Annotated in this window: 20 protein-coding genes; 6 read left to right on the top strand and 14 right to left on the bottom strand. The window is 70.5% G+C overall.

The window, feature by feature from the left end; genetic code table 11:
* Window positions 1-13: 13 nt before the first annotated feature.
* The 4 genes from CLV71_RS34475 to CLV71_RS34460 are packed head-to-tail and all read right to left on the bottom strand — an operon-like array spanning window position 14 to window position 5,690.
* Complete coding sequence (locus CLV71_RS34475; RefSeq protein WP_133907085.1) at window positions 14-901, bottom strand: SRPBCC family protein; 888 nt, start codon at window positions 899-901, stop codon at window positions 14-16.
* Window positions 888-1,451, bottom strand: a complete 564-nt coding sequence (locus CLV71_RS34470; RefSeq protein ID WP_133907084.1) for a helix-turn-helix domain-containing protein — start codon at window positions 1,449-1,451, stop codon at window positions 888-890. Before CLV71_RS34470 ends, CLV71_RS34475 begins: the two co-directional genes overlap by 14 nt.
* A gap of 53 nt (window positions 1,452-1,504) precedes the next feature.
* Window positions 1,505-4,678, bottom strand: a complete 3,174-nt coding sequence (locus CLV71_RS34465; protein WP_133907083.1) for a non-ribosomal peptide synthetase — start codon at window positions 4,676-4,678, stop codon at window positions 1,505-1,507.
* Window positions 4,679-4,682: 4 nt separating this feature from the next.
* Window positions 4,683-5,690, bottom strand: coding sequence for an SDR family oxidoreductase (locus CLV71_RS34460; RefSeq protein WP_166664384.1), 1,008 nt, complete (start codon window positions 5,688-5,690; stop codon window positions 4,683-4,685).
* 149 nt (window positions 5,691-5,839) lie between these two features.
* Between CLV71_RS34460 and CLV71_RS34455 the strand changes: the two genes are divergently transcribed.
* The 6 genes from CLV71_RS34455 to CLV71_RS34430 all read left to right on the top strand — a co-directional run bounded on the left by CLV71_RS34455 (window position 5,840) and on the right by CLV71_RS34430 (window position 13,611).
* A complete protein-coding gene (locus tag CLV71_RS34455) occupies window positions 5,840-6,742 on the top strand; it encodes a hypothetical protein (protein ID WP_208297891.1) in 903 nt (300 codons plus the stop codon).
* Window positions 6,739-7,761: a BtrH N-terminal domain-containing protein gene (locus CLV71_RS34450; protein ID WP_133907081.1), complete on the top strand. Its 1,023-nt coding sequence runs from the start codon at window positions 6,739-6,741 to the stop codon at window positions 7,759-7,761. Before CLV71_RS34455 ends, CLV71_RS34450 begins: the two co-directional genes overlap by 4 nt.
* A gap of 27 nt (window positions 7,762-7,788) precedes the next feature.
* Entirely contained in the window at window positions 7,789-11,061 is a 3,273-nt protein-coding gene (locus tag CLV71_RS34445) for a non-ribosomal peptide synthetase (RefSeq protein ID WP_133907080.1), read from the top strand.
* Window positions 11,062-11,079: 18 nt separating this feature from the next.
* Window positions 11,080-12,243, top strand: coding sequence for an acyl-CoA dehydrogenase family protein (locus CLV71_RS34440; RefSeq protein ID WP_133907079.1), 1,164 nt, complete (start codon window positions 11,080-11,082; stop codon window positions 12,241-12,243).
* A complete protein-coding gene (locus CLV71_RS34435; protein WP_133907078.1) occupies window positions 12,240-13,331 on the top strand; it encodes an acyl-CoA dehydrogenase family protein in 1,092 nt (363 codons plus the stop codon). Before CLV71_RS34440 ends, CLV71_RS34435 begins: the two co-directional genes overlap by 4 nt.
* A 73-nt stretch (window positions 13,332-13,404) precedes the next feature.
* Window positions 13,405-13,611 (top strand): MbtH family protein, encoded by a 207-nt coding sequence (locus CLV71_RS34430; protein WP_133907077.1) that lies wholly within the window; start codon window positions 13,405-13,407, stop codon window positions 13,609-13,611.
* Window positions 13,612-13,822: 211 nt separating this feature from the next.
* Here the strand turns inward: CLV71_RS34430 and CLV71_RS34425 are convergent, their stop codons facing one another.
* The 10 genes from CLV71_RS34425 to CLV71_RS34380 all read right to left on the bottom strand — a co-directional run bounded on the left by CLV71_RS34425 (window position 13,823) and on the right by CLV71_RS34380 (window position 21,646).
* Window positions 13,823-14,482, bottom strand: coding sequence for a lytic polysaccharide monooxygenase auxiliary activity family 9 protein (locus CLV71_RS34425; protein ID WP_133907076.1), 660 nt, complete (start codon window positions 14,480-14,482; stop codon window positions 13,823-13,825).
* Window positions 14,483-14,611: 129 nt separating this feature from the next.
* Entirely contained in the window at window positions 14,612-14,920 is a 309-nt protein-coding gene (locus CLV71_RS34420) for a putative quinol monooxygenase (protein ID WP_133907075.1), read from the bottom strand.
* A gap of 84 nt (window positions 14,921-15,004) precedes the next feature.
* Window positions 15,005-15,226: a dihydrofolate reductase family protein gene (locus tag CLV71_RS34415; protein WP_424923931.1), complete on the bottom strand. Its 222-nt coding sequence runs from the start codon at window positions 15,224-15,226 to the stop codon at window positions 15,005-15,007.
* Window positions 15,227-15,370: 144 nt separating this feature from the next.
* Window positions 15,371-15,877: an SRPBCC family protein gene (locus CLV71_RS34410; protein ID WP_133907074.1), complete on the bottom strand. Its 507-nt coding sequence runs from the start codon at window positions 15,875-15,877 to the stop codon at window positions 15,371-15,373.
* Between the two features lie 114 nt (window positions 15,878-15,991).
* A complete protein-coding gene (locus CLV71_RS34405; RefSeq protein ID WP_243866978.1) occupies window positions 15,992-17,383 on the bottom strand; it encodes a restriction system modified-DNA reader domain-containing protein in 1,392 nt (463 codons plus the stop codon).
* Between the two features lie 5 nt (window positions 17,384-17,388).
* Window positions 17,389-18,105, bottom strand: coding sequence for a hypothetical protein (locus tag CLV71_RS34400; RefSeq protein WP_133907073.1), 717 nt, complete (start codon window positions 18,103-18,105; stop codon window positions 17,389-17,391).
* Complete coding sequence (locus CLV71_RS34395; protein WP_133907072.1) at window positions 18,102-19,049, bottom strand: ParA family protein; 948 nt, start codon at window positions 19,047-19,049, stop codon at window positions 18,102-18,104. The genes CLV71_RS34400 and CLV71_RS34395 overlap by 4 nt, the downstream gene beginning before the upstream one ends.
* 192 nt (window positions 19,050-19,241) lie before the next feature.
* The gene (locus CLV71_RS34390; protein WP_133907071.1) at window positions 19,242-19,679 is read right to left on the bottom strand and encodes a hypothetical protein; all 438 of its coding nucleotides are present in this window, start codon (window positions 19,677-19,679) and stop codon (window positions 19,242-19,244) included.
* 21 nt (window positions 19,680-19,700) lie between these two features.
* Window positions 19,701-20,939, bottom strand: a complete 1,239-nt coding sequence (locus CLV71_RS34385; RefSeq protein WP_243866976.1) for a prolyl oligopeptidase family serine peptidase — start codon at window positions 20,937-20,939, stop codon at window positions 19,701-19,703.
* Between the two features lie 68 nt (window positions 20,940-21,007).
* Window positions 21,008-21,646: a hypothetical protein gene (locus tag CLV71_RS34380; protein WP_133907069.1), complete on the bottom strand. Its 639-nt coding sequence runs from the start codon at window positions 21,644-21,646 to the stop codon at window positions 21,008-21,010.
* Window positions 21,647-21,743: the final 97 nt, after the last annotated feature.

Genomic DNA, 21,743 nt, shown 5'->3' with positions numbered 1-21,743 from the left:
CCGGGTGCCCGCCTCACTGGTCGTTCGACAGCATGCCCTCCGGGACACCGGCGATCTCGACCTGGCGCCAGATCGACCGCGACCCCGGCAGCTCGTGGTAACGCCGCAGCGCGGCGATGCCGCCCAGCCAGCCCGCCCAGCCCGCGTAGGGCGGGTTGGTGGTGTCGAAGCCGCTGTGCACGATGGTGAACCGGGTCTCGCCCGCCGAGCCCGCCAGCTCCCACGTGGTGGTCTCGTTGTCGGCGAAGCGCAGGCTCGCCCTGCGGCCGGGCTCGAACTCGACGAACCTGGCCGGGTCGGGGTTCACGTCGAACCCGCCCATCGCGAACCGGCCGCCCACATAGGGCTCGATGTCCACGTTGGCGCCGAACCACGTGCGGAACACCTCGGGCTGGATCATCGAGTCGAAGACCTGCTCCGGTGCCGCGTCGATGACGACCGAAGCACGCAGCTCGCTCGACGTGAAGTCGACCCTCGGGGTCGGCGCACGGCCCGCGAGGTAGTCGGCCAGGTTGGCGATCGCGAGCGACCAGAACGTCTGCAGCGCGCCACGGGCGCCTGCCTTGTCGGCGATGATGTCCTCGAAGCTGGGCAGATCCGTCTGGCTCAGTGTGACCAGCGTGCCGTCCTCGTCCTCGTCCACCTCGAACTGCGACGTGGTCTCCACGCCGTCCACGGTCCAGGCGAACCGGATCGTGCGCTCGTCCACGTGCAGCACGCGCTGGTTCGGGCGCGCGCCGTCCGGGGTGAAGCGGCCCCAGAACTCGTACTTGCCGGGCAGGTCGACGTCGGCGTACTCGGCGAGCCAGACACGCAGCGCGGCCGGGTCGGTCAGCGCCTCGTAGGTGGCCTTCGGCGAGGCGGGCACGACCGCACGCAGGCGCAGGTCAGGGTCGGTCATCGGGTTGTCCCTTCGGGTAGCAGGCGACGGCCAGTCGGAACGCGTCGCCTTCGGCACCGCCGTAGCGGGTGAACAGGTCCTGCAGCGTCTGCTGCAGCTCGTCGAGAAACGCCTTGCGCTGCTCGGGGCGCACCCGGATGTCCCCGGACACGCCGATCGAGGGCAGGTCCGGCCTGCGCAGGTCGAGCGCGGCGATGTCCGCCTGCACGTCCTCCATCAGGTCGACCAGGTAGCCGAGGCTGAGCCGGTCACGGGTCTGACGCAGCCCGATCTGGCCGACCAGGCGCGGGGACAGCCAGTAGGACCGGCCGGCCGCCTGGTAGATCCCCTCGGTGATCCCGCGCACCCTGCGCTCGGCCACCTGACGGACCAGGTCGGCCTCCACCAGGCGTTTCACGTGGTAGTACACCCGCTGCGGGGTCTGGTCCAGCTCGGCCGCGACCTCGGTACACGACCGGGGCTCGGCGAGCTGCCGCAGCACTTCGATCCGCTGCGGCTTGAGCAGGGCCTCTGCCTGCTCGATCTGGTCGAGGTAGACGACGTCTCTCATGGCGAAAAGCAGTCTTTACGTACAAGAACTTTTTGTCAATAGGCTCGCGTGCGTCACGCCTCGTGGGCTGGCGGGCCGAACCCCAGCAGTGCCCGGGCCGCGTCGTCGCCCAGCGCCCCGCTCAGGTCCCGGATCGTGTGGTCGCCCAGCATCATCGGCAGCGGGAGCAGCAGGCCGTGCTGCTGTGCCACCCGGTAGGCGGTCACGGCCCGCAGCGAGTTCCCGCCCAGCTCGTAGAAGTCGTCGTTCGTCCCGATGTCGTCGACCCCGAGGACCTCCGACCAGATCCGCACCAGCATCTGCTCGGCGGGACCACTCGGTGCCACGTACGGCCGTGCCGTCCGCAGCGTCCGTCCCGCCGAAGCACGCAGCGCGGCCCGGTCCAGCTTTCCGTTGGGGGTCAACGGCAGTGCCGGCACCGTCACGAAGCTCTCGGGGATCAGCGCGGCGGGCAGGCGGGTCCGCAGGTCGGCCCGCAGCTCGTCGACTCCCGGCGCGGGCTCGCCACACACCAGGTAGGCCACGAGCCCGCGTTCGGCGCCGTCCCCGACCACGTCCGCGGCCGCCTGGTCGACCAGGGGGTGGGCGACGAGCGCGGACTCGATCTCACCCAGCTCGACGCGGTGCCCCCGGAGCTTGACCTGGTCGTCGATCCGGCCGAGGAACTCGAGGTCGCCGGACGGCAGCACCCGCACGCGGTCCCCGGTGCGGTAGAGCCGGGCGCCGGAGCCGAACGGGTCCGGCGTGAAGCGGTCGGCGGTCAGCCCCGGCCGCCGCGCGTACCCGCGTGCCAGCTGGACGCCGCCGAGGCACAGCTCACCGGGCAGGCCGGTCCGCACGACCCGGTCGTCGCCGTCGAGCACCCGCAGGAGGGTGCCCGCGATCGGACGGCCGATCGACACCCTGGGCTCGTGCTCGTCGCCGGGCACGACATGGCGTGCGGTGACCGCGATGGCGGCCTCGGTCGGGCCGTAGAGGTTGTGCAGCTCCGCACCGGGCAGCACCGCGAAGAACCGGGCGGCCAGTGCCGACGGCAGCTCCTCGCCGATGCACAGCACCCGCCGCAGCGTCGGCGCGCACGTGGCCGCCGCGGGATCGGCGAGGAAGTGGTGCAGCATCGAGGGCACGAAGTTGCAGGTCGTGACGCCGTGCTCGCGGACGAGTGCCGCCAGGTAGCCGGGATCGTGGTGACCGTCCGGCCTGGCGACCACCAGCCGCGCCGCCGCGGTCAGTGGCCACAGCCACTCCCAGCCCGCGGTGTCGAAGCCGATCGGGGTCTTGTGCAGGACGCCCTCGCCCGGTGCCAGACCGTAGGCCTCCCGCATCCAGCCGAGCTGGTTCGCCACCGCGGCGTGCGTGTTCATGGCGCCCTTGGGGGTGCCCGTCGAGCCGGACGTGTAGATCACGTAGGCGAGGTTGTCCCGGTCTGCCAACGGTTCCGGCCGTGTCGCGACGGTCTCGTGCTCCGGCCGGTCGACCCGGACGACCCGGCAGCCCCCCGGCGGGTCCGCGGGCAGCGCCTCGACCGTCGTCGCGTCGGCGACGAGCACCCGGGGCCGTGCGTCCGCGATCATGAACGCCAGCCGCGCCCTCGGATAGCCGCTCTCCAGCGGGAGATAGGCGCCGCCCGCCTTGAGGACCGCGAGCAGCGCCACCACCAGGGACGCGGACCGCGGCAGGCACACCCCGACCAGCTCGTCCGGGCCGACCCCGTTCGCGCGCAGGAACCAGGCCAGGCTGTTGGCGCGCTCCTCGAGTTCCGCGTAGGTCAGGCACCCGTCGTCGGCCACGACCGCGACCGCCTCCGGTGTCGCGTCGACCGCCGCCTCGACCGAGGCCACCACCCCGCCCGCCCACGGCAGCTCCGCGTCGGTGGCGTCCAGGTCGGCCAGCAACGCCGCCCGCTCGGCACGCGACAGCGGGTCGAACCGGCCCACGGGCACGTCCGGGTGCTCGGCCACCCACGCCAGCACCCGCTGCCAGATGTCGAGCACGTCGGTGACGTCGGCCGCCGTGCACTGCCCGGTCGCGTACACCGCCCGGCCGGTCACACCGCCGTCCGCGTCCGCGAACAGGGTCAGCGCCAGGTCCACCTGGGAATAGCGCTCCGGCACGGGAAACTGCTCGACGGACAGGCCCGGCACCTGCCAGCCGGGCAGGGCACTGGGCTGCAGCCCGAACATCACCCGCGCCAGCGGCCCGCCCGAGGCCGCCTTCTCGGCGATCCGCTCGAACGGCAGGTCCTGGTGCGAGTAGGCGTCCAGGCACGTCTGCCGCACCCGCGCCAGCAGCTCCCGGAAGGACAGCTCACCTCGCACGATCACCCGCAGTGGCAGCGTGTTCAGGAAGAACCCGATCAGGCCCTGCAGCTCGGCCCGGTTGCGCCCGGCCACCGGTGTCCCGATGACGAGGTCCTCCTGGTCGCACCAGCGGGCCGTCGCGACCGCGAAAGCCGCCAGCAGCACCATGAACGGGGTGGCGCGCTGCCGCGTGGCCAGGGCCGTGAGGTCCGCCCACGGCCCGGCGGGCACGACCACCGGCACACCACCCGCGGCCCAGTCCGACCCCTCCGCCCGCACCGGCAGCATCACCGGCTGGGCGCCGCGCAGCTGCTCCGCCCAGTAGTCCAGGTCGGCCTGGGGGACGGGCTGTTCGCGTTGCCATGCCGCCCAGTCACCGAACTGCACGGGCAGTTCGGGCAGCTCGGGCGCCACCCCCGCGAGATCGGCCCGCAGGCACCCGGCCACCTCGTCCAGGATGATGCCGATCGACCACCCGTCCGCGACGGTGTGGTGCACGGTCAGCCCGAGCACCCGGTCCGCGTCGCCCAGCCGCACCACGACCACCCGCAGCAGCGGCCCCTCGGTCAGGTCGAACACCGTGGTGACCGACTCCTCGACCAGCTTCACCGCGGCCGGGACCCGCTCGTCGGCGGGCCAGGCCCGCACGTCGTGGTCGGTCACGGGCAGGTCGATCCGGGGGTGGATCACCTGGACGAGCCCGCCGTCCAACGCGAACTCGAACGTGGTCCGCAGCGCCTCGTGCCGTGCCACGACCGTCGCGAGCGCCGCGTGCAGCCGGGCGGGGTCCAGCGGCCCACGCAGCCGGACGGCGCCGTTGAGGTTGTACGCGGGCCCGGCACCGAGCAGGTCGAGCGTCCACAGGCGTTCCTGCCCGAAGGAGGCGGGGAGGACGTAGACGTCGTCGTCGGTCGGCTCGTCGGTCACGGGATCAGAACCCGGCGCGGCAGCGCTGGAAGTACCGGACCAGTGCGGAACGGGCGATCATCGGCGCCTCCACCAGCTCGCCGTACCGCTCGTCGCCCGGCCCGTCGTCGGACTGGGCGTCGGCCAGTGCGTCCAGGCCCAGCACGCCGAGGGTGACCTCGTGCTCCGACGCGTTGATCGCGTGCACCCGTTCGAGCCATTCCTCCAGCGGCAGCAGGGGAATCGTGAACCCGGCCTCCTCGGCGATCGCCAGGAGGTAGGGCATGGACACCTTCTCCCTTGACCACAACGAGAACGTCTCACCACCGCGTGCCAGGCCCGCGGCACCGACGATGGTCGAGGCCGCGACGTCGGCTGCCACCCAGATCTCGGTGAACGTGATGTCCGGTGCCGATCCCACCTGCAGGATCATGTTGATCATGCGGACGGTGATGTCGTTCTCGTTGGGGATGCCGGTCCAGGTGTCCGGTGCGACGCGGGGGAGACGGTAGACCGACGCGGCCGTCCCGCCTGCCGCCGCCGCGAGCACCTTCTTCTCGGACAGGCGTTTGCTCTCCACGTAGCCGGTGTCGTGGCCGTCGGCGACGGCGTTGGCCGACAGGTAGTGCAACGTCCTCGTCGCGGTCGCGTCGGCAAGCTCGAGCAACGTCTCCGTGCCGCCCACGTTCGACGCCTCCACGTGGCTGAGCGGCAGCAGGTGGTTGACCGTGGCCCCGTTGTGGTAGATCACGCCGGTCCGTTCCGCGAGGCCGGTGAACGCGTCGTCGTCGAGCCCCAGCCGCGGCTCGGCCAGGTTGCCGACGGTCACGGCGAGACGGTCGGCGAGCGCGGGGTCCCACCGGTGGTAGCGCAGCAGGTTCTGGCGGATCCGTTGCCGCGCATGCGGTTCGTCCTTCGCCCGCACGAGGCAGTTCACCCGCGTGCCCGTGGTGGCGAGGAGCTCGGTCAGCAGGAACGCGCCGAAGAAACCGGTCGCGCCCGTGAGCAGCGGTTCCGAGTGTGGCACAGGCATTCCCTTTTCCCTCGGTGGGGGTCTTCCACGCCTGCGCCGACAGTAGGGCCGGGCAGGGCCGAACCGGCGTCGGGTGTTCTCCCGACTGCCTGCCCTTCGGCACCGCTGGGCAAGGTGAGGCCACCACTGGACTGCCCATAGGAGAACGTGTGCACAGTGCCGGTTTGGTCGAGGGCCTGTCATCCCAGCCGGGTCTGCCATGCCAGGGGCAGCTGCTGGACGTGGCGCTCGGCACCTACGCGTGGATCCACCTCCTGGTCTCCGGGCCGGCCCGCGACGAGGGATCGCTCGAGGTCTGGCTGCACCACGTGGACGCGGTCGAGCCGGAGTGGCTGCACCCCGGCGGACCGGACCACGTGCCGACGGTCGTCCGCGTCCCGGTGTCGCGGCCCGAGCCGCTCACGGCCGTGCGGCTGCCGGAGAGCACGGACCTCCGCGTGCACTCCGTGACCCTCGTCCCGTGGCCGAGCGACGACACGAGCGGCAACGCCGTGCCGGTCGACCTGTCCGCGCACCTGAACTGCGTCGGCATCGAGCCGAAGGAGCGTCCCGGCAGGGGCGCGTTCAACATCTGGCACAACACGTTCCCGATCGAGGAGCTGCCCCGGCCCGGGTCGATCACGGTCGTCGGCGGCGTGTCGTTCCGGTTCCCGGCCGCCGACGGCACGCGCCCGGACAACCTCCGCTGCCGGGGCCAGCGGATCGAGCTGCCCTCGTCCCGGGTGGACTGGCTCCACCTGCTGGCGGCGGCCGAGCGGCGCACCGAGGACGTGGTCACCGTCCACTACGCGGACGGCACCACCCGGCCGCAGTGGCTGCGGGTGTCGGACTTCTGGCCGGAGACCCCGTCGCGTTTCGGCGAGCTGCCTGCCTTCCGCACCTCGGCGATGCTCTACCCCAACCACGTCGACTCACGCATGCCGCCCGTGATCTGGCACCAGCGGGTGCCCGTGGCCGTCCGCGACGGGGTCGTGGCCGTGACCCTGCCCGACAACCCGGCCGTCCACGTCTTCGCCATGACCGCCGTCCACGGGGACACGGTGTCGCGATGAGGGTGGCGCTGCGTGACATCGTCCACTGGCGACACGACCTGACCGGCTGCCTGCACATCGCGATGGCCGTGCTGCTCGGTCACCGCGGCCTCGACCCGCTGGAGGTGCTCGGCGCGGGCTGGGGCTTCTACTGCGACCCGCGGGACCTGCGCCGCGAGGAGTACTTCTTCCCCACACCGCACGAGTCGCTGCTGTCCGGGCTGGCCCCGTACCACCCGGTGTCGTCCCGCTGGCACTCGCCGGTGGACGCCGAGGCGGGCTGGCGGGAGGCCCGCGCGGCGGTCGCCGCCGGTCGTCCCGTCGCCGTCGCCGCCGACAACTACGAGCTGCCGTTCCGGCCCGCGTACCAGGACGTGCACACCAACCACCTGATCGTCGTGTTCGGCTTCGACGACGAGGCAGGCGAGGCGCTCGTCACCGACCCCGTCCCGCCCCGGTTCACCGGGCCGATCCCGGTCGGGGTGCTCACCGCCGCGCGGGACTCCGGCAACCCGGTCGCGGGCGACCGCGACCTGTTCTTCACCGGCAACCCGATCGGCAACCGGTGGCTCGAGATCGAGGTCGGCCCCGGCGTCCCGGACTTCGACCGCGAGTTCGTCGAGCACGTCCTCACCGGCAACCGGGACGGGTTCACGAAGACCGACGCGGCGCCGCCGGTGCACGCCGGGCTCGACGGCGAGGCACGGTTCCTGTCCTCGATCGCGGACACGCTGGCCGCCGGCGACGAGTCGGCGGCCGACGACGGCTTCGTGGTGGCGGGCCCGACCCTGGCGGCGACGGCGCTGCACGCCGAGTGGCTGCGCCGCGCGGGCCGCCTGTTGGACAACACGCGGTTGCTCGAGGCGGCGCGTGCCGTGGACCGCGTGGCACACCACTGGACCGCCTTCCGCATCGCGGTGGCCACCGCGCGGACGGACCCACCGAGGGCCGAGGCGTCGGTGCGTGCCCGCGGCCGGGCGTTGGTGGCCGACCACGAACGCGCGCTGGACCTGATCGACCGTGCCGTGGCAGGCCGGTAGCTCGCCGCCCCCGACTGGAGAAGAGCCATGCCGTCACCAGACACCAGCCAGCCGATCCCCGTCCGGCCCAGGGCTGCCAGGTCCGGGTCGGCGGACGTGGCACGCGCCAGGCGTGCCCTGCTCGACCTCCGTGCCCGCCGCGCCGAGATCGACCGGACCGACATCGTGCCGGTCCCGCGCGACCGCATGCTGCCGCTGTCCTCCGCGCAGCAGCGGCTGTGGTTCCTCGACCAGCTGATGCACGGCCAGCCGGTCTACAACGCGCCGACGATCCTGCGGGTGCGCGGCCCGCTCGACCCCGCCGCCCTGCGTGACGCGCTCACCTCGGTGGTCCGGCGCCACGAGGTCCTGCGGACCAGGTACCCGACCGAGCGCGGCGTGCCCCACCAGGTCATCGACCCGCCGCCGGAGCAGGTGGACCTGCCGGTCGTCGAGGTGGCCACCGAGGACGCGGCACGCGAGGAGCTGACCCGGCTCGCACGCACGACGTTCGACCTGGAGCGCGGCCCGGTGCTGTGCGCCCGCCTGGTCCGGATCGCCGCCGACGACCACCTGTTCGGCCTCTGCGTGCACCACATCGCGACCGACGGCTGGTCGAACGGCGTCATGATCCAGGAGCTGCTCGCGGGCTACGACGCCAGGTGCGGCGGGACCGGTCCCGGGCTGCCCGACCTGCCGGTGCAGTACGCGGACTACGCGGTGTGGCAGCGCGAGCGGTTCGCCGGCGACGTCCTCGACCGGCAGATCGACTACTGGCGTGCCCGCCTCGCCGACCTCCCCGTCCTCAACCTGCCCACCGACCACCCCCGCCCGCCCGAGCTGTCGTTTCGGGGCACGACGTTCACCACCGACCTGCCCGACCGCCTGCGCGTCGAGCTGACCGACCTGGCGCGCCGCGAACAGGCCACGCTGCTCAGCGTGCTCCTCGCCGCGTTCACCGCGCTGCTCACGCGGCACACCAGCCAGCACGACATCGTCGTCGGGTCGCTGTTCTCCGGCCGCACGATGCCCGCGATCGACCCGCTGCTCGGGTTCTTCGCGAACACGCTCGTGCTGCGCACGTCCACGGCAGGCGACCCGACCTTCCGGGAGCTGTTGACCAGGGCCAGGGAGACGGTGCTCGGCGCGCACCTGAACCAGGAGGTCGACTTCGACCGGCTCGTGGCGGAGATCAGCCCGGACCGCGACCCCAGCCGCAACCCGCTGTTCCAGGTCTGCTTCACCCTCCAGGACGCGATGGCCGGGCGCGGGTCGGTCGGCGGCCTGACCGTCACGCAGGAGGCGGTCCAGGTCGGCACCTCCCGGTTCGACCTCGCCGTGCACATCACCGAGCTGGTCGGGCAGGGCCTGCAGCTGTGGATGGAGTTCTCCACGGAGCTGTTCGAGGAGGCCAGGATCCGGCGGCTCGCCGCACAGTTCGCGCGGGTGCTCGACCAGGTCGTGGCGAACCCGGACGTCCGGGTCGGCGAGCTGTCCCTGCTCGGCCCGGAGGAGCACGCGGCGGCACTCGGCCACGCGCGGGCACCGGTCTCGTTCGACCGCGCGGACCGCTGCCTGCACGAGCTGGTCCAGGAACAGGCCGAGGCGACCCCCGATGCCCCCGCGTGCCGCTACCTCGGCATCACCACGAGCTACGGCGAGCTGAACGCCCGCGCGAACCGGCTCGCGCGGGTCCTGCGGGACCGGTACCCGGGGCTGGGCGCGGAGTCCGTGGTCGGCGTGCTGCTCGACCGCGGTCCCGCGCTGACGGTGGCACTGCTCGCGACCCTGAAGGCGGGTGGCGCCTACCTGCCCATCGACCCGACCTTCCCACCCGAACGCGTCGAGTACGCCGTGCGGGACGCGGGCTGCGTGACCGTCCTGACCACGGGCAGGCTCGCGGGCCTACTGTCCGACGACGTGCCGGTCGTCTCGCTCGACCACCCGGACACGATGCGGGCGATGGTCGACCTGCCCGCCGACGACCTGCCGACGGTCGCCACCACGGGCAGTGCCGCCTACGTCATCTACACCTCGGGGTCGACCGGCCGCCCGAAGGGCGTGGTGGTCGAGCACCGCCAGATCGTCAACTTCACGCTGGCCGTGATCGACATGTTCCGGCTGAAGCAGGGCGACCGGGTGCTCCAGTTCGCGAACCCGGCGTTCGACACCGCCGCGTTCGACTTCTACGGCGCGCTCGCCTCCGGCGCCACCATGATCCAGGCCCCGACGGGAACCCTCCACCACCCGGGCGCGCTGGAGAACCTGATGCGCAACGAGGGGGTGACCGTCACCGACCTCCCGCCGACCGTGCTGGCCATGCTGGACCCCGACCGGCTCCCGGACCTGCGGGCGCTGTTCGTCGGCATGGAGCCGTTCCCGGCCGAACTGGTCAACAACTGGAACGGCTCCGGCCGCGAGTTCCACAACGGCTACGGCCCGACGGAGGCGACCGTCGCCTGCATCGACTACCTGTGCCCGGACGGCGTGCTCGCCGGGGTGCCGCCCATCGGCCTGCCGATGGCCAACAACACCGCCTACGTGCTCGACGAGTTCGGGCAGGTGGCCCCGCCGGGCGTGAGTGGCGAGCTGTACGTCGGCGGTGCCGGTGTCGCGCGCGGGTACCTCGGCCGCCCGGGCCTGACCGCGGACCGGTTCGTCCCGGCGCCGCACGGCCCGCCCGGCACGCGCCTCTACCGCACCGGCGACCTGGCCCGCCGGGACGAGAACGGCATCCTGGTCTTCCAGGGCCGCGCCGACAGCCAGATCAAGATCCGCGGCATGCGGATCGAACCCGCCGAGATCGAGGCCGCGCTGCTCGACCACCCGGACGTCCACCAGGCCGTCGTGGTGGCCGTGACCGACAAGGGCGCGGCCCGGCTGGTCGCCTACCTGCTGCCGGTCGCGGGGGCGAAACCGACGCCCGCGGAGGTGCGTGGGCGGCTCGTCGACAGGCTGCCGCTGTTCATGGTGCCGACGGCGTTCGTCGTCGTCCCCGCGTTCCCGAAGAACGCACACGGCAAGATCGACCGCGCCCGCCTGCCCGCCCCGCAGGAGACCGGGGAGGGCGGCGCCCCCGGTCACGTCGCCCCGCGCACCGAGACGGAGCGACGCCTCGTGGACCTGTGGCGGGAGACGCTGGGCGTCGACGAGGTGAGCGTCGACGACGACTTCTTCGCCGTCGGCGGCAACTCCATGCGGTTCGTGCAGATCGCCGCGCGGATCAGGGAGGCCTTCGACGTCTCGCTGGAGCTGCGGACGCTGTTCACCACCCCGACTGTCGCGGGCCTCGCCGAGGCACTCGACGGCCGGTTGTCCTGAGACGCGGAGGGAGTACGCATGCGGCGCACGGAGGTCTCCGTCCGCGCGGACGTCGAGGGACAGCACGAGTTCCGGGCGCGGGTCCGCGAGTTCTTCGCCTCGCCGAGGGTGCGTGAGGCGGTGACCCGCGTCAGGACCGCACCACCCGAGGACGAACCGGGCCTGCTCGACGTCTACCGGTGGCTCGGCGAACGCGGGTGGCTCGCCCCGAGCTGGCCGGAGCGCTACGGCGGCCTCGGCAGGGGGCTCGCCGAGTCGGCGATCGTCACCGAGGAGATGTGCCTGGCGGGGGTGCCGGACGACGCGCACGTGCTCGGCATCGACATCGTCGGCAACTTCCTGCTCCAGGTGGGCACGGACGCGCAGCGGGCACGCTGGCTGCGGCGCCTGGCCAGGGGCGAGTCACTCGCGGCGGTGCTGTTCACCGAGCCCGCGTGCGGGTCGGACCTGGCGCGCCTCACCACCCGGGCGGCACCGGACGGGGACGGCTGGCGCCTGTACGGGACGAAGATCTACAACCAGAAGACCCAGTTCGCCGACGTCGCGCTGTGCGCGGCCCGCACGTCCGAGAGCCCCGTCCCGTTCGACGGGATCACGTTGTTCCTGCTCCCGCTGCGGTCGCCGGGCATCGTGATCCGCCCGGTGGAGAACATCACCAACGACCGCTTCCACGAGGTCGTCGTCGACGGCGTGCGGCTCACCACCGACGACGTCGTCGGCACGGTCGGCGACGGCTGGGCCCTGATGAACGACATGCTCCTGCTGGAGCGGACCGGCATCGACTTCCACGCCAAGATCCGCCGCTGGCTGGACAGCGTCGCGGCGGAGGTGCGCGGGTCGGGTGACCTCGACCTGGAGGCGCGGTTCGTCGAGCTGGACGCGAGGTTGCGTGCCGGCCACGCACTGGCCTGGCGAGTGGTCGCGGAGCTGGCCAGGGGCGAGGCGGACCCGGCGACGGCCGCGATGGCCAAGTGGTACGTCACCGAACAGGCCCGCGCGGTGATCCGCTTCTGCCTGGAGGTCAGGGGCATGTCCGGCGTGCTGTCCACCTGGGACGCCGACCCGGTCGACAACGGCCTGGTCGAGGCGGCCGCCCGGTACGCGCCGACGCACCGGCTCGGGTCCGGCACCTCGGAGATCATGCTGTACATCATCGCGTCGTCGGCATTGGAGCTGCTGTGACCTCGCAACCCGTGGACGTCGACCGGGTGGACCTCGCCGAGCTGTTCCACGGCGACTACCTGCCCGCCATCCGGCAGCTGGGGGAGCGGCGCCGAGGCGTGGCCGACCCGATCGACGAGCACGACTCCGGCACCGGTGAGGCAGTGTGGCTGGGTCTCGTCGGTTCCGGCGCGCTGGAGCTGGGCATACCGGAGACCGTCGGTGCGCTGCCACGGCTGCGTCCCGTCGCGCCGGTCGCCGAGATGATCGGCCGGGCGCTGTACCAGAGCCCGTACTTCGACACGCTGACCGCCATGGACGCGCTCGCCGTGAGCGCCCCCGCCGACGGACACGGGCTGCTCGACCCGATCGCCGCCGGTGAGCTGACGGTGGCGGTGGCGGCCCACGACGACCTGAGCGCGTCGGCGCCGCTCGACGTCGACCCGCGCGGGCATCTCAGCGGGCGGCGGCGGTTCGTGGCGTTCGCGCCGGACGTCGACTACCTGCTCGTCGTCGGCGGGCACGCCGAACCCGTGGCGGCGCTGGTGTCGGCCGACCGGCCGGGTGTGCTGACCCGCAGGCACGACGACATCGGTCGCGGCGACCTGTACGCGGTCACCCTGGACTCGGTGCCGGTGGACCTCGAGCTGCGGCTGCCGGGCGGGTGGGAGGCGGTCCTGGCACGGGCCAGGCTGCGCCACGCGTGTTACCTGGTGGGCCTGTGCCAGGGGGCGCTGGAGCTGACCGTCGGCTACGCCAGGAAGAGACAGGTCTTCGGGCAGGCACTGGGAAAGCTGCAGGGTCCGGCGTTCCGGCTCGCCGAGCTGGCGGCGAGGACCGAGGCGGTGCGGACGTTGGCGCACCAGGCATGTGCGGACGCCGACGCGGGTGAACCCGTCGAGCTGGCGGCCTGCCACGCGGTGCTGCTGGCGGGCGAGCTGGCCACCGACGTCGGCGCGGAGGCGATCCAGCTGCACGGCTCCTACGGCATGACGACGGCGTGTGACGCGCAGCGGTTCTACCGGCGCGCCGTCGTCGACGGAATCCGCTTCGGCACCGGCGGACAGCTGCGCCGCGCAGCGATGGCACTGGTTTCCGGGGCGGTGTGAGGGAACCACCCGACTGGTCGCCCGGCCGTTGCCGGTCCCGGCAGCGGCCCCGGAACGAGACGACGGAGTGGACATGAGCGAGGACCAGGACGACACACGCACCTATCTGGTGGTCCTGAACGACGAGGAGCAGTACTCGGTCTGGCCTGCCGACCGGGAGGTACCGGCCGGCTGGTACGCCGAGGGCACCAGCGGGACGAAGACCGAGTGCCTGGCCCACATCGACGAGGTGTGGACCGACATGCGTCCGCTGAGCCTGCGAAGCCGCCTCGGTTCGTGAAACACCCCGGCACGGCGTCGCCGCCGTGCCGGGGTGTTCGCCGGACTAGTGCCGCGTCCAGGCGAGGAGGGCACGTTTCTCCGCGGCCCAGGCGGCCGCTGGCGGCGTTGCCGGAAAGCCCGAGTACAACCCGGTACGAGCGGCTTCCCGGCGCCTTGCCAGCGACCACCTGGATCCACGGATAAACGACCCTCCCCACCTGGACGCGGCACTAGCCGAAGTTCACGTCACTGCACCACATGTACGTCTGGTCCTGGTGTGATGCCTGCCAGATCGTGAAGATGACATGGCGTCCTCTGTAGCCAGAGGTCTGGACGTTGAACGTGATGTCGTTGGCAGGCGCGTACCTGCCGGTCTGCGTGATGAAGTCGAGGTTTCCCCAACCGAGGCGCTGGGTGGTCGGGTCGTACCCGTTCTTGCTGACGTAGACCCGGAAGTAGTCGGCGCCATGGCTCGCCTGGTCGTACAGGTGCATCGTGAAGTTGGCGCCGAGGTTGGTGGTCTTCCACTGCCCGGGGTTGTTCAGGGAGTCGTTGCGCGTCAGGGCGTTGCTGCACAGTTGCCCGTCCGGCGTGCGTGCCTGGAAGTTCCCGCCGAGACCGTCCCGCAGCGCGCTCATCCAGTTCCACATCGTGTCGGCGTTGGCCTGGAAGGCCTGCCAGCACATGGGATCCTGTTGCTGCATGGCCGGGTTCATGTGGTCGCTTCCCCACGTGCGCCAACACTGGTAGGCGCGCGAGGCGGGATCGACGATAGTGCCGTGGGCCGAGGCCGTCGGCGCCCAGATGAACAGGCAGGCCAGCGCGCCGATGACCACTGCCATGACGGCGCGCGGTCTGGCGACGTTTCCGGAGGTTATGCGGATACGCATGGATGAGGCCTCCATTTCGCCGACTGAGCTGATTTGGTGATCAATATGGGAGCGCTCCCATACATTTGTCAGACTAGCCGGGGAGGCGTGGAACTTCAACGAAACAAGGGGAATTCCCGTGGATAGGGGTTATGCCGTGGTGGTCCGGTCGCCGACGACGGTTCCCTTCATGAGCCACGTCGGCCCTTCGGTGTAGGTGCTCGCTTCCGCGAAGAACGCACCGAAGTGGGGGCCCGCGGCGTGCGCGTTGAACGCGTCGAGGTCGGTGTAGACCTCGTTGAGGTAGAAGAGATCCGGGTTCTCCTCGTCCGCGATGACCTCGAACCGCTGGGCGCCGGGCTCGTTCGCCGGCGAGTCGCGGGCCGTTTTCCTTGCGGCGCGGACGAAGTGGTCGCGGTGTCCGGACTGGACGGTGAACGAGACGAGGAACTGGTACATGGGTGAACCCTCCTTGGTAGTTCAGTCACTGAACCAGATCGAGTGTAGCATGATGAGTTCAGTGACCGAACTGTCGAACGGGCCTCAGCCGTGCGGCGTGGGCCGGTAGAGGAGTTCCTGGGTGTGCCCGTCGAACGTCCGGCTCTCGACCAGCTCGAGGTCGAAGTCGCCTCCGCCCTCGAAGACCGGGTCGGTCCCGGTGCGACCGGTGATCACCGGGAAGAGCGTCACCTGGACGTGGTCGACCAGGCCTGCGGCCATCAGTGTCCGGTTCAGCGACAGACTCCCGTGCGAGCGCAACGGCACCGAGGACTCCTCCTTGAGCCGGGCGACGATCCGCCCCAGTCACCGCGGTGGGCGCCGAAGCCGTCGAGGGTGGTGAAGACGTCGAAGGTGTAGGTGGCGGTCATGGTGTTTCTCCTCGGGGCGAGGGTGTGCCGAACGCGGCGTTCACGCGGAGGCCTGCCCGCCGACCACGAGCCCGGCGAGGTGGTGCAGCGAGTTGACGAGGTGCTTGGGCCCGAACGGCGGAAACTGGATGCCACGCTCGCGGACGAACCGCGGCACGGCCGACCAGTCGTAACTGAGCGTGACCTCGGTGCCGGACTGGTCGGCCGGGGCCAGGTCGTAACGCCAGACCCAGCCGCCGAACTCCAGGTCACCGTCGTCCTTCCGGTACCCCGTCAGCCACCCGATCGCACATGGCGGTTCGAGCACCACGACCTTGTTGACCACCTGGTAGTCACCGTCCGGGTGGTCGCCGTGATGCATGTCCATGCGGAAGGTCTGTCCGATCCCGGCCAACGGCGCCCGGTCCACGGCCTCCTGAACCCAGCCCGTCCCATCGATCGCGGCATGGGTCGTCGGATCCGCCAGCACGGCGAACACCCTGGTCACGGGAGCGGCGAGGGCCAGGGTAGCGCTGACGGTCTCCGCGGCGGTCCTGGTGACGGACATCGTGAGCCTCCGGTGAGTGGGGACCGGTCCGTTACCGGCCTCTCACCATGGCGACGAACGCATCCGCCCCCATCCGACACCGACCGAGGAAATTTCCAGAGGACATATGCGCGACTACGCTGGGTTACGATACTTGTGCAACAGAGCGTTGAACCTCCGTAGCTGGTCCACCGCGTCCTCGGGCACCGGATCGGGATGGAAGTGCATGACCTTGTTGCGGATGAGCCGGATCGCCTCGAGCCGTGAGATGAAGGTGGCCCGGTCCACCGGCCAGCCCAGCGTGTCCCAGGCGTCCTTGTTCTCCAGGACACGTTGGTAGTCACCGAAAGCGAGATCGTCGAAGCTCGTGATCGTCGTCTTGTTGCAGAGCTGCTGGACGGCCTTGATGTCGAAGGTGCGGCCCAGAATCCACCGAAGCGTCTGATCCAGCTCGCCAAGCTGGAGGAAGGGTGTGGCCATGTCGCCGTAGTGCTGTGCCACGTCCGCCATCGTGACTATGCCCGCGATCTCCTTGCTCTCGTTCTGTACGAACACGAACCCGCGCTGTTGCAACGCGGGGAGAACCTCGAAGAGGTCGCGTTCGTACGGAACCACATCCACATGGGGTTCGATGGCCTCGGCGACGCTCGCGTCGGGACTCAGTTGCACCGCCTGGGCGATCGAACGCCACGTCACCGCGCCGCGCAGGTTGCGAGGGCCGCTGAGAACCGCGAGCTGCGAGTAGTCGTCGATGAGCATCTTGGTGATCGCCTCGCCGATGCTGCTGTTGGGATCGACAGACATCACACCACGGAGTGGAGACAGGTTGCCCACCTTCAGACCGACGTCCAGGTCGCCTCCACCCTCGTCGTCCTCTGCGGCCGGGTCGGCCTGCACGGCCGACTCCACCGTGGTGGTCTCGTCCGTCTCGTCGGGTGGCGTGGTGAGTGAGACCGTCGTGTCGAGTGTCACCGCGCGGAAGCTCGGCGAGGTCACCAGTCCGTGGTTGGCCAGATCCGCCTCGATCAGGCTGACCTGGTCGCCACGATCCGTCGCACCCCAGAACGCCAACAGGTCGCGGACAGTGATGCGCTCGGGGTCCTGCTGGTCGGCCCGTCTGCGTGCCTGCCTGAGGCGCTCGTGGACGCGCTGCTGGGTCGCGTCCTTCGCCTGGCGGTCGACCGCGGCCGTCACCTTCGCGATTTCCTGGTCGAGCAGCTCCTGGCGCGCGGCGTCCAACAGCCGGTCCTGATCGACCACCACCCAGGCCAGCCAACCGTCGACCGCCCGCATGCCGGCTGCCACCGCGGCCGCCCGCGATGGCGTGCGGAACTCCTCGCCGCCGGGCTCGAGCCGGATCCGCCCCCTGTCGGTCACCGACGCTTCGTAGGTCCTGCCGATCCGCTTGCGCGTGAACCTGAGCTTCGCCCCGGCCGGTACGAGACCGGCGTCGACCAGGTCGGACACCGAGACACGTCGACCGCCGATCAGGTGCATCGAGCGGCCGGCCTCGTCGTCGTTCTCCACCGCATTCACCACTTTCGCAACCCGGCGAACTTGCGGCGAGCACCGATCGCCTGCTTGAGCATTCGCTTCTCGAGTTCGGCCGCCTTCAGGCGATCCACCCGCGTGAGCCGCAGCTCAGCGGCCACAGCCAGCAGTCCCTGCCGGTCCAGGGCCTGCGTGCGGAGGTACGCGGCGCCTTCCTCCTCGGTCTCGATCTCCCGCAGACGTGAGGCGATGGCCGCCGCGTCGACATGTGGCCGCGCGGTGTCGGGCATGGGACGCGCAGCTGTCGCGGAGGACTGCTCCTCAGCCTGCGTGCTGTCGTCGACGGCCTCGGGGACAGGGGGTGCCGATCTGCTCGGCTCACCTGCGGGCTTCTCGGCCTGGTCCGAGCTCCGACCGGCCAGCAGGTCTGTGAGTTCGGCCTTGCGTTTGTTGCTGTAGCCCGTCAACCCGAGCAGCTTCGCCACTCTTTTCAGCTTTTCCGTTGTCATCCCGCTCGCAGTCAGATAGACCCGCCGGTCGTGCGCCGATGCCAGCCTCGGCAGGTCCTGTGCCGCCTGGTACGGATCATCGGAAGGCGTCGTGGTGTGCGTGGCCGGCGCCGGGCGGGGAACATCGCGTCCAACGACGACCAGCTGTGCCGTTCCGCTGGCAAGCTGCTGCAGCGTGGTTTCGTCCTGTTGTTCCAGGAACTCGTACAACCGTGCTTGCAGGGTGACGAAACTCTTCAGACCGTTCATCGGTGATCACCCGACAACTCCAGGGCGCCGAGAACCTCGTCGGCAAGCTGGTCGAACTCCTTGACCACATCGTCGTTGGTCTTGGTGGACGCACGCAGAATTCCTGGTATCCCACTCTCGCCGGCGTTGCCGAAGTGGTTGGTACTGTTGCGTACTGTGCTCTTCAACACGGGAACGCGTGAGTTCAGGTTGACTTCCTCGATATAGGCGTGTTGGGCGAGGACCGGCTGTTGTGAATAGATCTGCACCATGGTGAAGACCACCCCGAGAAAAGCTGGGTCTATCGGACCGTGATCGCCGGAACCACGCTTGTGGTTGACGTAGTCGTTGAACTGCTCCACGAGTCCCGCGCAGTTGCCCACCAGGTAGTCCAGTCCCAACGTGGACAGGTAGTCCGCCTTCGCGGGCACGAGGATGTGCTCGCTGGCCACGATCGCCGTCTTGGTGACGAGGCCGAAGTTGGGCGCACAGTCGATGAGCACCAGGTCGTAGTCGCTGAAGCGGCTGTCCTGCAGCGCGCTTCGCAGACAACCGTGCAGGTCGAGGAACCTCCGCTTCGACCCGTCGAGCGTGGTGGTACCGCCGAGCCGGGCGGCGAGCTCGAGGTCTATGTCGATGAGACCCAGGTGTGAGGGGATCAGGTCGAGTTGTCCCGTGGATTTGCCGAGTGCCTGGTTGACGCGCTCCGGCGTGACCACGAGATCGGCGAGCGAGACGTCACGCCCGGGCATGTCGGCGTCGTACCACCGCCTGATCGTGCGCTCGTCCTTCAGGCGATCATGCCAGTCGTCGATCGAGAAGAAGGAGAAGGTCAGATTTGTCTGCGGGTCCAGGTCGAGGAGTAACACGCGCAGGCCGCGGCGGGCGGCGACCGCACCGAGATTCGCGGTGAGGGTGGTTTTGCCAACTCCGCCCTTGTAGTTCATGATCGCCACAACCCGCATGCGATTCTCCCCGGTGGTCTCGTTTCCATGCCGCCGTGGTCCGATAGCTGCCGAAGTCGCTACGGCAACGGAATCCGACAGTACCCACAGCGTGGGCGAAACTGAAATGATCGTTCTGGCGGACAGGGAGAAGCCCGCGGAATTGTCACGTATTTGTCCACTGGTGGAGAATTCCGGGTGTACTGACTGAGGTCAGTGCTCGGGCGCGGGTGCGAACACCAGTGGCTCGTCGTCCTCGGTCAGGTTGGTGAGGGGGGTCAGGTACACGAGGGTCTCTTCGGGTAGCTCGTGCCGGGTGGTCGTGCCGGTCACGCGGAGGACCCTGATCGCCAGTGGTTCGCGGGTCGAGCGGTCCGGGAAGTCGGCCTCGTCGATTCGCGGGTCGGCGCGTGCGGGTGACGGGTAGAGCATGATGTCGACGGTCACCACGCCGTCGTCGAGGTGACACTCCGTGAACCCGTCCGTCGCCAGGATGTGGCCGAGGCCCTGCTCCTCGTCCGGGAAGCAGTAGTCGCCCATGACGGCCACGGCTCGCTCGCCCGCCGAACCCTCCGGGTCGATCGCCACCGCGAGGACCACTCGTTCGGGGTGCTTCGGGTCGAGTCCGTCACGCAGCGCCACCTCAGCCATGCGGCGAACACTATCCGGCCGTCAGCGTCGCTGGTGTGCCATCCACTGCCAGATGTGGGTCCCCCCGACGCTCGGGTCGTTGCGTGCCACGTAGATCCACGACCAGTGGCCGGGGAACTGGTAGCCGTCCCACACGACGTGGTCGTACAGCGACAGCTGCGCGCCGGGGACGAGGTCGTGCGCGTGGACGGTGTTGGCCTGCGGGTTCACGGTGGTGTCGTCGCGCGAGGCGACCAGCCAGGTCGGGGTGCTGATGGCCGCCAGCTCGGCGTCGGGAACCCGCGGCGGGTTGCCTTCGACGACTCCGCAGATCGGCACCGACGCGGCGAACGCCGTCGGATAGACCGTGGTCATCTTCAGGCTCATGTAGCCGCCGTTGCTGCAGCCCACCACGTACACCCGGCCGGTGTCCACGGACCGCCGCCGCACGACCTCGCGGATGATCTCGTGGATCAGCGGGGCGAAACCGGGGCCGTCCTGCATCCAGGCGGAGGTGCTCTGCGGTGCGACCACGTGGGCGCCGCCGAAGACCCGCTGTGCCCGCGGGGTGGCGAAGCCGAGCGCGCCTCGGTTGGCGCGCAGCGTGGTCTCGTTGTCGTAGTAGCCGTCGGGCAGGGACGCGCCCTCGCCGCCGCCGTGCAGCCAGACGACCAGCGGACGCCTGCCGTGCCGGGCGGGGGAGTACAGCCGGTACTTCATGCCGGACCCGGAGACGTGGTACCCGAAGGCGTCGACCTCGGGGTTGACCAGCCTGCCCTGCTCGAAGCCCGCGAAGGTGACCGGCCTGCCGCGGCGCAGGAGGACCGGGGCGTTCTGCGTGATCGTGTAGACGAGGTCGAGCTGGACGTTGCGGCCCCTGCTGCCGAGGTAGCCGAGCGTGCCCGCACCGGGCCTGCCCTCACCCGACAGCAGCGACAGCACGATCCTGCCGTGCCGGTCGAGCCGGGCGGCGGTCACGGGCCGGTCGAGGTCGTACCCGACGGCCTGGCCGCCGGTGTCGATCGGGCTGGTGGCGGTGGCGTGCACGCCGAACGTGCCGGTCGTCAGGCTCGCCGGGTCGATCGGCCCGAACCGGGACGTGTCGAGGGTGACCGAGACGACCTGCTCACCACCGTCGAGCGTCACCGCGTCGAGGGCGAAGCCAACACGGCCCCTGTCGGCGGCCGCGACACCGGGCAGCGCCAGCCCGGCGGCCACACCGGCCCCGACGCCCAACACGACGCGACGACCGACCAGCGGGGACTCTCCGGAGATGGACACACACAGAAAGCTACGTGCTTTGTTGGCGACAAACCACCCCTTCGACGGTGGAGGCACCATTTCACACATCAACCGGGCAACTCCGCCGCGACCTCCACCGCCGTCCTGAACAGCTCCGGGTCCGGCCGACCCGAGACGACGGCCCCTTCCGCCACCACGAGCTGGTCCCGCCGCGGCCGGGACCGGAAGGGCGTGCCGGTGAACCGCACCCCCTGCTCGCGCAGCAGCTCGGCGCCGAGCTGGGTCACGCTGCCGGTGCCGTCGACGTCGATGAGGTCCTTGAGACGGCCTACGTCGCTCCGCTGCCGCATCCGAACCCACGACACCGAGACCACGAACGTGTTGCCGCCCGGATCCGCCAGCGTGAACAGGGTGCGGTCCAACGACCGGCACGGGTTGCGGAGGAAGAAGTCCCGCACCTGGCCGTAGGAGTTGACGGCGCAGCTCAACGCGGGCTCGGCGATCTTCCGCACGGTGCGCAGGTTGAGCTGTCGCCACGCGTCGTCGGTACGGCCCTTCCGCGCGGCCTGCTTGCTCTGCGTGACTCGGCTCGCCGACACCCCGCCGACCTCACTCGCGGTGCCTGCGGTCCCACCGACGCCGAGGCCGTTCGCCGCCAACGCGAACGCCGCGCCCGCGACCACCACCCCCGAACCGCGGGATGCCCATCTGCCCTGACTGTCCCTCGGCTGGTCGGATTTACCCACGCCCTCCCCCTGATTTCCGGCGATGCCCGCACCGTAATCAGGCCGGAGCCTCGGTCGGAAGGGGACGGTGCGGGTTGTCCAGGAACTGTCCAACGTG

It is taken from the genome of Actinophytocola oryzae (assembly GCF_004364325.1).
GTDB classification, from domain to species: domain Bacteria; phylum Actinomycetota; class Actinomycetes; order Mycobacteriales; family Pseudonocardiaceae; genus Actinophytocola; species Actinophytocola oryzae.
The sequence above is the reverse complement of the archived record's forward strand: the minus strand, read 5'-3'. Positions and strand labels throughout refer to the sequence as shown.

What these genes read in the sequence shown, in the direction of transcription:
- CLV71_RS34445 (WP_133907080.1), top strand. Translation starts at nt 7,789, where the DNA reads ATGCCGTCACCAGACACCAGCCAGCCGATCCCCGTCCGGCCCAGGGCT.
- CLV71_RS34395 (WP_133907072.1), bottom strand. Translation starts at nt 19,049, where the DNA reads ATGCGGGTTGTGGCGATCATGAACTACAAGGGCGGAGTTGGCAAAACC.
- CLV71_RS34450 (WP_133907081.1), top strand. Translation starts at nt 6,739, where the DNA reads ATGAGGGTGGCGCTGCGTGACATCGTCCACTGGCGACACGACCTGACC.
- CLV71_RS34400 (WP_133907073.1), bottom strand. Translation starts at nt 18,105, where the DNA reads ATGAACGGTCTGAAGAGTTTCGTCACCCTGCAAGCACGGTTGTACGAG.
- CLV71_RS34475 (WP_133907085.1), bottom strand. Translation starts at nt 901, where the DNA reads ATGACCGACCCTGACCTGCGCCTGCGTGCGGTCGTGCCCGCCTCGCCG.
- CLV71_RS34430 (WP_133907077.1), top strand. Translation starts at nt 13,405, where the DNA reads ATGAGCGAGGACCAGGACGACACACGCACCTATCTGGTGGTCCTGAAC.
- CLV71_RS34440 (WP_133907079.1), top strand. Translation starts at nt 11,080, where the DNA reads ATGCGGCGCACGGAGGTCTCCGTCCGCGCGGACGTCGAGGGACAGCAC.
- CLV71_RS34425 (WP_133907076.1), bottom strand. Translation starts at nt 14,482, where the DNA reads ATGCGTATCCGCATAACCTCCGGAAACGTCGCCAGACCGCGCGCCGTC.
- CLV71_RS34470 (WP_133907084.1), bottom strand. Translation starts at nt 1,451, where the DNA reads ATGAGAGACGTCGTCTACCTCGACCAGATCGAGCAGGCAGAGGCCCTG.
- CLV71_RS34390 (WP_133907071.1), bottom strand. Translation starts at nt 19,679, where the DNA reads ATGGCTGAGGTGGCGCTGCGTGACGGACTCGACCCGAAGCACCCCGAA.
- CLV71_RS34420 (WP_133907075.1), bottom strand. Translation starts at nt 14,920, where the DNA reads ATGTACCAGTTCCTCGTCTCGTTCACCGTCCAGTCCGGACACCGCGAC.
- CLV71_RS34460 (WP_166664384.1), bottom strand. Translation starts at nt 5,690, where the DNA reads ATGCCTGTGCCACACTCGGAACCGCTGCTCACGGGCGCGACCGGTTTC.
- CLV71_RS34410 (WP_133907074.1), bottom strand. Translation starts at nt 15,877, where the DNA reads ATGTCCGTCACCAGGACCGCCGCGGAGACCGTCAGCGCTACCCTGGCC.